The 8,857-nt window shown below is 58.8% G+C and carries 16 protein-coding genes; 9 read left to right on the top strand and 7 right to left on the bottom strand.

Going from position 1 to position 8,857, the window contains the following annotated elements:
- The first annotated feature begins 182 nt into the window (after positions 1 to 182).
- Positions 183 to 536, top strand: coding sequence for a nuclear transport factor 2 family protein (locus ACZBJS_RS41310; RefSeq protein ID WP_463440218.1), 354 nt, complete (start codon positions 183 to 185; stop codon positions 534 to 536).
- Between the two features lie 303 nt (positions 537 to 839).
- Here the strand turns inward: ACZBJS_RS41310 and ACZBJS_RS41305 are convergent, their stop codons facing one another.
- A complete protein-coding gene (locus tag ACZBJS_RS41305; RefSeq protein ID WP_410469843.1) occupies positions 840 to 1,136 on the bottom strand; it encodes a hypothetical protein in 297 nt (98 codons plus the stop codon).
- Between the two features lie 55 nt (positions 1,137 to 1,191).
- Between ACZBJS_RS41305 and ACZBJS_RS41300 the strand changes: the two genes are divergently transcribed.
- Positions 1,192 to 1,386: a hypothetical protein gene (locus ACZBJS_RS41300; protein ID WP_229193075.1), complete on the top strand. Its 195-nt coding sequence runs from the start codon at positions 1,192 to 1,194 to the stop codon at positions 1,384 to 1,386.
- Positions 1,387 to 2,144: 758 nt separating this feature from the next.
- Positions 2,145 to 2,651, top strand: coding sequence for a hypothetical protein (locus ACZBJS_RS41295; RefSeq protein ID WP_316399352.1), 507 nt, complete (start codon positions 2,145 to 2,147; stop codon positions 2,649 to 2,651).
- A 367-nt stretch (positions 2,652 to 3,018) separates the two neighbouring features.
- Here the strand turns inward: ACZBJS_RS41295 and ACZBJS_RS41290 are convergent, their stop codons facing one another.
- Positions 3,019 to 3,222, bottom strand: a complete 204-nt coding sequence (locus ACZBJS_RS41290; RefSeq protein WP_463440217.1) for a cold-shock protein — start codon at positions 3,220 to 3,222, stop codon at positions 3,019 to 3,021.
- 743 nt (positions 3,223 to 3,965) lie between these two features.
- Here ACZBJS_RS41290 and ACZBJS_RS41285 point away from each other — a divergent pair.
- Complete coding sequence (locus ACZBJS_RS41285; protein ID WP_316399426.1) at positions 3,966 to 4,250, top strand: hypothetical protein; 285 nt, start codon at positions 3,966 to 3,968, stop codon at positions 4,248 to 4,250.
- Positions 4,251 to 4,446: 196 nt separating this feature from the next.
- Here the strand turns inward: ACZBJS_RS41285 and ACZBJS_RS41280 are convergent, their stop codons facing one another.
- Positions 4,447 to 4,692 (bottom strand): hypothetical protein, encoded by a 246-nt coding sequence (locus ACZBJS_RS41280; RefSeq protein ID WP_463440216.1) that lies wholly within the window; start codon positions 4,690 to 4,692, stop codon positions 4,447 to 4,449.
- Positions 4,693 to 4,873: 181 nt separating this feature from the next.
- Entirely contained in the window at positions 4,874 to 5,092 is a 219-nt protein-coding gene (locus tag ACZBJS_RS41275; protein WP_463440215.1) for a hypothetical protein, read from the bottom strand.
- Positions 5,093 to 5,199: 107 nt separating this feature from the next.
- Here ACZBJS_RS41275 and ACZBJS_RS41270 point away from each other — a divergent pair, with 107 nt between their 5' ends.
- Positions 5,200 to 5,382, top strand: a complete 183-nt coding sequence (locus tag ACZBJS_RS41270; protein ID WP_316399431.1) for a hypothetical protein — start codon at positions 5,200 to 5,202, stop codon at positions 5,380 to 5,382.
- Between the two features lie 108 nt (positions 5,383 to 5,490).
- Here ACZBJS_RS41270 and ACZBJS_RS41265 read toward each other — a convergent pair whose 3' ends face one another.
- Together ACZBJS_RS41265 and ACZBJS_RS41260 are read right to left on the bottom strand one after the other, a co-directional pair.
- Positions 5,491 to 5,832 carry a hypothetical protein gene (locus ACZBJS_RS41265; RefSeq protein WP_463440214.1) on the bottom strand — a complete coding sequence of 114 codons (342 nt, stop codon included), beginning with the start codon at positions 5,830 to 5,832 and terminating at the stop codon, positions 5,491 to 5,493.
- A complete protein-coding gene (locus ACZBJS_RS41260; protein ID WP_316399433.1) occupies positions 5,829 to 6,308 on the bottom strand; it encodes a hypothetical protein in 480 nt (159 codons plus the stop codon). Before ACZBJS_RS41260 ends, ACZBJS_RS41265 begins: the two co-directional genes overlap by 4 nt.
- A gap of 132 nt (positions 6,309 to 6,440) precedes the next feature.
- Between ACZBJS_RS41260 and ACZBJS_RS41255 the strand changes: the two genes are divergently transcribed.
- The 4 genes from ACZBJS_RS41255 (at position 6,441) to ACZBJS_RS41240 (ending at position 8,752) form a co-directional block, all read left to right on the top strand.
- A complete protein-coding gene (locus tag ACZBJS_RS41255; RefSeq protein WP_316399434.1) occupies positions 6,441 to 6,815 on the top strand; it encodes a hypothetical protein in 375 nt (124 codons plus the stop codon).
- Positions 6,816 to 7,373: 558 nt separating this feature from the next.
- Positions 7,374 to 7,739: a hypothetical protein gene (locus ACZBJS_RS41250; protein ID WP_316399435.1), complete on the top strand. Its 366-nt coding sequence runs from the start codon at positions 7,374 to 7,376 to the stop codon at positions 7,737 to 7,739.
- Positions 7,740 to 7,841: 102 nt separating this feature from the next.
- Complete coding sequence (locus ACZBJS_RS41245) at positions 7,842 to 8,099, top strand: hypothetical protein (protein WP_463440213.1); 258 nt, start codon at positions 7,842 to 7,844, stop codon at positions 8,097 to 8,099.
- Between the two features lie 410 nt (positions 8,100 to 8,509).
- Positions 8,510 to 8,752, top strand: coding sequence for a hypothetical protein (locus ACZBJS_RS41240; RefSeq protein WP_463440212.1), 243 nt, complete (start codon positions 8,510 to 8,512; stop codon positions 8,750 to 8,752).
- A gap of 17 nt (positions 8,753 to 8,769) precedes the next feature.
- Here the strand turns inward: ACZBJS_RS41240 and ACZBJS_RS41235 are convergent.
- Positions 8,770 to 8,857 (bottom strand): transposase domain-containing protein (locus tag ACZBJS_RS41235; RefSeq protein ID WP_463440123.1); only part of this gene is annotated, 88 nt, incomplete at its 5' end.

Below are 8,857 nucleotides of genomic sequence, written 5' to 3'. Positions count from 1 at the left end.
AACTCGCGCCCGTATCAATTGGATGTTCACAACGGACAAAGCTCGCACCAAACTGGGGCGCGCCTATCCAGGCATACCCAAAGAGTCAAAATCACTGTGACGAGCTACTAGGGCGGTTCACCATCCATTCAGCCCAGAGCACTTACCCATCTCGTCGGGCAGCGCCGACGAGGAGGAGTAACATGTCCAACGCTCGGGAGGACTTCGATGCCAGTAGTGTCGTTATCGATTGGATCGACGCCTGTAAGCAGCGCCGCCTGGGTGATTTGCTAAACCTCTACGATGACACGGCTACGGTCGAGTGCTGCGAGGGCGGGAGCTTTCAAGGCCGAGCCGCGATGAAATGGTACTGGGGTCAAAGGCTCGCGGCGTTGGGAGCCGATGTGTTCGAGATCGAAGCATTGATGCCCGAGGGGGACTGTGTTTCGCTCGACTATCGCACGTATGACGGCCAGCGCGTGCGCACGTATTTCCGGTTTACCGACGCAGGAAAAATCCGGCTTACGGCCTGCGCGCCGATCAGAGAGGCCGCCTAGTAGCCCGGGCAGCTCATCCCTTTCCGGCTAGCCCCATTCCGACGAGGTAACTTACTTGGGATGCAGTCCCGCCAGAATTGCTGTCTACCTACTCTTCCGCACCGACGGTTTCCGCGCTCCAACATGCAGCATCAGGGTGAGGATCACGCGCGCTGGGAAGCGCAATGCCGAGATTTTTATTCGCCCTCCAAGGGGGCACAACGTTGATGATAAGCACGGGTTGGAGTTTGAGAACGATCTCGGAGCATTTCGAGCAGCGCGGAAGGTTGACGACGGCCCCATCTCCGAGTTGATTTGGAAAGCTTAGTGCAGCGTCTGCCGTCGATGCCGCGACGCCTGCTCGATCAGTTCCGCGTTCAAACAATTTAAGATGTGCTCCAACTGCTCATTGACCAGCAACAGAGCCCTGAGAGCGCTACGCACATCGCCGTCACAGGCAGCGACGATCTCGTCCAGCTCCCGGTCATATTCATCCAGATAATCGTTGGTTGTTGGGTGCGGCATGCGAACAACATCCAACCAGAAAATGTCTTGTGGAAACAACGAGCGCGGCACTTCTCCTCGATATTCACAGGCAGCGCCCCGAACACGCAGTTGCATTTGTGCGAGCCGCGCTCTGCTCTGGATGGATACTTTCAGCCTTTTGGGAGGCTACATGGTCGAGGTGTATTTCAACGTCAGGCGTGATCTGCTCGTTGTGAAAAAGGGATTGCCGGTGCCTGACATTGGCGCCCAAGGAAAATGGCGCAAGAGCAAGAAGAGGGTCATCAGGGTTAGCGAGGAGATCAGGCAGGCGGTCCACAGCCAAGGCTATTACATGAGGAAGTCAAGAGACCGCAAGAAGAACTGAGCCGTCGCCGAAAGTTGGCGCAAAGGCCCGGCAGCCTGTTAAGGCCGCCGGACGAGCGCGAATATAAATTTCATGAACACGGCAAATATCCTGCGGTGCAGGGAGAACTTCTATCCCGGGCGACTACGGTGGCCTCGCCGGCTAGGCATGTCCTGGCACTCGGTCCCACGTCGGTTCGCGTCGGACCGCCAGTCGCAGGGTGGAATGGCAGATCGGACACTCAAATGAGTGGATGTCGTAATCCTTCGTGAAAGCGGCGACGGCAACGAGCTTGCGCTCCACGTTACAGGCAAAGCATACGGGCGACGACATGGCGTCTCCCCCCTTTCGCAATCGGAGTAAAGGCGCAAGGTTACGTCCGATTGGGCAGACGCGCCGTCGATTTTATGAGCCGTAGCAATACTGTCTGTAACGCTGTCCTGTCGGTGTGAGACCCGGAGGTGCAGGTTCATTCTTGCTGCAGTCGTTTAGCTATCGGCGGCACGCCGAAGCCCAGCTAGCGTCGCTTGCTGCCTAGCCCTCATCGGTCAAGAAACTGCTCGGGAGGTCATCATGCTCATCGCAAACCGGTTCGACAGTCGGACCCTCGCTCGTGCGGTCTGTCAACCCACCATCCAACCCACAAATGATCGGAGCATCTCTCTTTTGGATTGGATCGTATAGCGACGCATTCTGTCAGACGCGCCAATAGCTTAGCCTTATTCTGGGCTAATTTCGAGAGAAGCCTCCGGTTCGCTGCGTTGGTCGAGGATCAATCAGTGTGGATCAAGCTTGTAGCCGTCGGAGTAATTGGCCTGGTCGGAATGGGCGCGGTTACAGCGCTCGGGAGGAATCCCGCGCTGCCGCTTGACGAAGCCTACCCAGTGGCGGAGACGTCGAGTAAGAGCGACCGTCTACCACTCAAGGCCGAACCCGCGACAGATGTGGTCGCCGTGGGAAATGAAGTCGTGTCAGCAAACGAGGTTGCTGCGATCACAACGGGCGCTTCAGCATCAGCAACGATCACCGCAGCAGACCCGCCAATAGCTATCCCGGCCCGTCAGGCCGATCGACAGAAGGCACCGGCCAAGATCATTTCTCGACATTGGCACGATCCTGCGGACACCAAGTACAAATCGGCAAAGCGGAATGCGGGTAGCGGAAACGGTGCGCCAATTGCCCGCCCCGAAGCGCTGAAACAGCTTGGCGAAGCTAAGAACTGCAGCCAGAGCGACTTGGACAGTTTCCTGCGATCGGTCAATCTGAAGCCGCGCTGCGCTTCCTAGGAGCAGTGGCCGCACCAGCAGACGACCCCGACACGGTCATCGGGCGCGTCGGGGCTGCATTCCAAGCTCCCGCCGTCAGGCGCGCTGACAACGGAAGCAAGAAAGATGACTTCCTGCATTCCCGCCCCGTTCCGCGTCTAAGCAGCACCATTAGGGATTACCCCCGCCCTCGGCTCGCCGAAAATGATAGAAAAAACGTCAGGGGATGCCCTTCGCTATCTCGCGCTTTTTCATGCTGCAATGCCACACAATAACGCTAGCGGCCTTGGCGCGGGGAACGCCAAGGCCGCTTTAAACTCCCGGTCGGGGGGCAACCTATCGCGGGAGCTTATGATGACTCCCGGCATTGCCCCTTGTTCCTGGTGCGTCAGCCCACCCGCAGATTTTCGGCGGATGTTTTTCCGCGATTGTCCTTCGCTTCGTAGCTGACTTTCGCGCCCTCATTTAGGTTGCTCAGCCCCGCCCTTTCGACGGCAGAAATATGCACAAAAATATCCTTGCCTCCGTCATCGGGCTGGATGAATCCGTAACCCTTCGTCGGGTTGAACCATTTCACAGTACCTGTAGCCACAGACAAAACTCCCTTTGGTCCTAATGCGGGAAACCTAAGCGCTGAGCGTCAGGTCCCGCAAGGATAAAGACCGCGTGGGAAAACAGCCGTTAGCAAATCAGCAACCAAACCGGCTCACGCTTCTCTGTGGGACGGGACCGATTGGGGAATTCGCACGGTCACCGTTTCGGGGAGGAGCTGGCGCACGGGCCCTGGCGCTGGCTCTTCTTCCCATGTGGCTGGGCCCTAAAAAATAGCAACTCGGGCGCAGGTACTGACGTTTGCTCACGCTTGGGAATTTTCAGGGCCCAGGTTTTGGAATGAACGCCGCCGGGCGCATATTTCTGAGACCGGCGGCGTATTTTCTTGGGATTATTTCGATGATCCACACGGGTTTCGTGAAGTTGGGCAGCAAAGACAGTAGTTAGCCGCCCTCAAAAGCCCGATTCCGAAATCTTTAATAAATTCGGACCAGCCTCCTTCCGCGACAGGGAGGTGTATCATGCGTAATCATGACTTCGTGTCCGATGGATTCCTCGCGCTAATCGCGACCTGCCTTGTGCTGTTGTGCTCGGGCCTGCTCGTTATCGCATTTAGCTAGTCGGACCTTGGCACCCTGATCGTTCCGGATGCTCCTAGGGGCCGCTTGGGGACACCCCCGCGCAGAGCACAAGCATGCCGCATTCAACGGCTGGCCTGCTCATCCAACATTCACGTTCAACTTCCTACAGTGTGGGGTGCCTTAGATTCCACGAGAGGAAACCATGAAGCTGAAGTTTGCACTTGTTGGACTTACTGCGCTCGGCAGCCTTGCTGCAGCAGGAAGCGCGTCAGCGATGCCGCTCGCCGCACCTTCTCCCGCTTCAAACGTCGAGAACGTCGCCGTAGTGTGCGGGCCGAACGGCTGTGTCCGCACGGCGCCCGTCTACAGGGGGTACGGCTACGGTTACGGCTATCGTGGCTACGGCGTCCGTCGTTACGGATACGTGCACAGGGGCTACGGTTATCATAGGGGTTACGGCTATCACGGCGGTTATCGCCGCTGGTGATTTCGTGCAAAAGCCCGTCGGTAGGATCCGACGGGCAGATTGATCTGCATCACTCGCGTGTGTTGACCGCCCTGCTACCGCTGTGTTGCCGGGATTACAGGGCCAGCTGGAAGACCGCCGCCGGGACGCTGTATTTCAAGCCCGGCGGCGTAGTTACCTTGGGAGATTAGATGGGCGCTGTCGCTTTAGGCCCCGCTCATTCGATCGGTAGAGAAAGCGCCGGCAGCGACTTATTGCCCTGCTCGCAACCCGTTCGCCCCTTGAGTGGTAGAGCCGGCGTTGAGGAATCCGCGGCAGTCCGGTCCATGAAGTGGGTCAGATTAACGCCTGATGACCACTCCACATAACCAACTGCCGCAAAGGCAACTGCTCCCACGACGAGAACACTGAGCACTGAAGCGGCGGCTGCTGACGGCAAGCTTTGGCTGCTGAAAAACGGCATCACGATTCTCCGACACCGAGTCGCCACCCATTTGCGGTTATGTTAGGCCGATTAGCGATGATCGGGTGTGAATGGCCTCACATATCACGCGCACTTGATGCCGGAGCGTTCGGCTTCACGTAATTGGCCCATGGCACAGCCCCTGCAGTTTGCTTGGTGCTGGGGATTTCAGCGTCCCAGTTCAGGAAGGAAACGCCGCCGGGCGTGTATTTTTGAGACCGGCGGCGTCATTTCCGAGACAGGTTTTAAATTGGATCCAGTCGGCCACCCAATCAGGCAGACGATCCGGAAGCGGCTTGTCGAGAAGGCCGCCGACCAGCACGGCGAGCGCCACGCCTTCGATGGCACCCTCGGCGAACTCGCCTTTGCCCTTCCCCCGTTCGAAAAGAAAGACCGACAAAAGCTTGTCCCTTTCGATGCGCGCTCACCGCTGGGCCGGATTCTGATTAATGGAACAGCAACGTCGTTTGCATAAGATGCAGTTCACTCGCTGCAGGACGCTCGAAAATGACCGAGTACGTCATCAGGGAAGTTGGCCTTCGCCAGTGGCTCGTGTTTGCCGATCGGCGAAGCATCGCTTTTTGCGCCGACGAAGATGAGGCGGTGAAAGCCATGGCCGAACATAGCGCGCGCCGCCGTCGACCACCCGAAACAATGGAAATTGCGCCAAGGGAAAACCCGCCGGCGTGAACCGGCGGGCGCCTCGCCTTCAGGCTAGGCTAAGTTGACCACCGCAGCGGCCATCGCCTGCCTTAGCTGGTAGTGCCAGCCCTCCCGGCCGATGTTGTCGGAGTCGGGTCACTCGTCGCCCTCGTCTTCCACCTCGTTTACGTACTGGGGAACGGCGGCGATGCCAGCAAGGGTCGTAGGTATCGTTGTCGCCAGATCCCACGCGGCATCTCTTGCAGCGTGACAGCAGGCTTCGTTGTGGTCTTGGGCGTCGTAGTACGCATCTGTACCGGGCTCCGTCCGATCGTATGCGTAGATGGAAGCTAGGTGGTCCGCCGAGGCCTGACGGTGCTTGGCGATGGCGGCGAAAGCTGGATCTTCCGCCTCAGCTTGAGACGAAACTCCGAGCGTTGAAGTTACGGCGGCGCCCACCGCCATCTGCAGACTGAGCCTTCGTGTTACCTGTTTCATGCCATGCCTCCCTGCTGCCAGTCCTGCGTGCCGATCTGCTCGAGCAGGCCTTCCATGTCGCCGAGCCCGGTCTCGAATCCCTCCTCGAGGTCGCGGGCGTCACCGGCCGCCCAATGGGTCTGGCTGGCCCATTCGAGGCTCCCGAGCGACGGCTCGCTGTCCGCTTGATCTTGTTCGGCGTCGACCTCGGCCGTCTCCTCGCCGAGGCGCTGCCGGTTGGACAGCTCCTGGTTCATCATTCGATCGAAGCTTCCGAGATCCGGCTCACGATCGTCGACGCCGATGGACGGCTCGGCGTCGCCGTCATCCTCGAGCTCGCGAGAAACGTAGTCGTCGGTGCTGTCGAGAAACTGGACCAACCGGTCTATTTCGTCTCTGGCCTCCCTGCGGAGGCGACCTATCGCGACGAACAGATCTTCGGGGGAAACATCGGTCTTGAAATAAAGCGCGGCAGCGGACGCAGCCGCGCCGGGCAATGCTATGCTATGCTATGCTATGCTCTGGGTTAACTGAGCCATGAAACACCTCATAGTTTGGGCTGTCGCGATGTTACCAGCACCGCGGCGGGCCGCTTGTTTTCCAAGCATATTTAAGGTACAACCATAATCATGAAGGAGTCAAGAACGGTTGCACCAAAAAGGCGCGGCAGGCCTGTCACGAAGGGCGGGCGTGACCCTCATATTGCTGCTCGTATGCCACCAGCGCTTATTGCTGACGTCGAGGCATGGGCTGCAGCCACTGGCGTCGCGCGCTCCGCGGCGTTCCGTCGGCTGGTTGAGCTGGGGCTGAGCGTGAAGCCAAACGGCCGCCCCCCAAGCGAAAATCAGAAGACGCGCGCGCGTGAAATGGCTGCAAAAGCCATAGACAAGATGGCAGACAAATCAGCAACCGCTGACGATCAGGAAACTCGGAAGCGCCGTTTGCTCAAAGAGCCGGAAGAGTTTCGAGAGATGCGCACCGATTGGGCGAAGCGGAAGACGTGATTACGAAAATGCCAGGGCCGACCGTGAACGCCCGTCAGCGCCAGTTGATGCAGTATCTACGATCAGGTGAATGGGTTTTGGTATCCAAGATCCCAGTTGCTGCGAGCCGAGGCACACTTGATCGGATCGCGCAAAATGGATGGATTGAGCGCCGGGGCGGAGGCCCCAGGTCGGAAATCAAACTCACTTCGGCTGGGCTGGTGGCGCTACAGATGCCCATCTGATCTGCATCAAAATAGCCGGAAACGCCGCCAGCTCAGACGAGCAAGCCAACCGCAAGCGCCGACCAGATCATCGTTGTGGTGGGAGCAATCTGTTTCTGGGCGATCGACAAGTTTGCTCAGGATCGCCGATTGGCTAACCTCCTTAAGCTGCTGGTGGTACTTGTTTGCCTAGGCGCGATTGTGCAGCGCCTCCTGGTTCTCACATACTAACCCAAGCGCGTCAGCGTGTGCGCCAGGGAGCCCATCCGTGGGTATTGGACCCGGTAGTCAGCAACTAAAACGGACGTGAGGTGTTTCCAAATCGGGCGACTTTCTAAAAGCATGGGAGAGTCCGATGCTTAGGAAAATCCTAATCACACTAATCGCGGTTCTGGCCGTGGCATTTGCACCAACTACTGCTTCTGCGCGCGGAGGCTTCGGTGGTGGTGGCTTTCATGGCGGTGGTTTCCACGGCGGATTTGGTGGCGGCTGGCGCGGCGGTGGTTGGCGCGGAGGCGGGTTTGGAGCGACCGCTGTTGGACTTGGCATAGGGCTCGGCTTGGCGGGTGCCTACGCTGCCTACGGTTATCCGTACGGATACGGCTCCCCGTATGGGTATGGTTACGACTACGGTTATCCCTATGGCTACGGCTACCCGTACAGCGCCAGTTATGGCTACTGCGTCGCAACGGCCAGCCAGCAGGTGTATACTTGCTATTAGTAGCGAGCCAGCAGCTCATCCCGCTCGAGCGTTGAGATCAATCACGACGAGCCGAGTGCGGGGCTGTGGGTAACGCTTTGCCTGGCAAATGTGGAGGGTAAAATGGCCCTGCACTTCAGCCACGTCGGCACTGGCGATCTGGAGATGTGGATCGCAAGCAGCGACGACTATTCATTCGTAATCAGCAACGAGAGCCGAAGTGGACCCGGATTGCATGGAGATCCGGGCTTTGGCGCGTCATATCGCCCCGACTTTCTGAATATGCCGGCGGCTCAAGTGCCCGGATCTCCCTTCAGCACGTTCTCTGAAGCCGAGCGAGCCTGCAATGCAATCCTGGGGCGCCTGACTATCAAGCGATAATCTCGATCCGCTGACGATCGTCAAAAGGAACTTCGCGCCGGACCCGAAGATTGTCCGAAAGCCGTCTTGGCAGGCACATGGCCCCGTGGAGTTATCCAGTGCGAGCCCTATTAGCGTCGATATGTCTTGTCCTCTCATGCGGCTTGGCTACGGCGCAGCCAGCCAAAACAGAGGATCTAAACGCGCCAACCGGGCGCTCAGCGCCTGAAGACAAAGGGCAATTACAGCCCCAGGGTTGGACGGGCCGACCAACACCGGCTCTGGAGGCAACCGGCGCCAGACGGGTCGACAAAAACTACGGTCGGGCCGCCAAAATAGCGGTCGGCTAAATTTGGCCGCCCGCGCGCTGGTTTTCGCCGCGCGATTGCTAGGTCTTCTCTCCAAGCGTGATTGGCGCGATCATCGGGATCATGCCCTGGCGTCGAAAACCCGCTCGTCATCTCCGCTACTGGTCCGGTCCCGTCGATCGCAACGCCGGCTTCAAGACGGTGCTCGTGTTCTGCGTCGGGTGCCAGCGCAACGGCCGGCTGAAGCTCGCCGACTTGCCCGATTGGGATTGGTCGGACATCTCGGCGCACCTCAAGTGCACTGCGTGCGGAAAGGTCGGCTGGGTCGATACCCGGTTGGACTGGGCCGAAGTGATCATGGCGTAAGCGGCAAGCTGAGGCCGTCAGGCTGCGTGGTTCCATGGCATAAGCGCGTCGATTTGGCTGCTCGGCCAGCCGTTGGCGATACGCTGAAGTGTTAAGGCGAGCCAG

Source organism: Bradyrhizobium sp. KZN70725 (genome assembly GCF_055264925.1).
The sequence above is the reverse complement of the archived record's forward strand: the minus strand, read 5'-3'. Positions and strand labels throughout refer to the sequence as shown.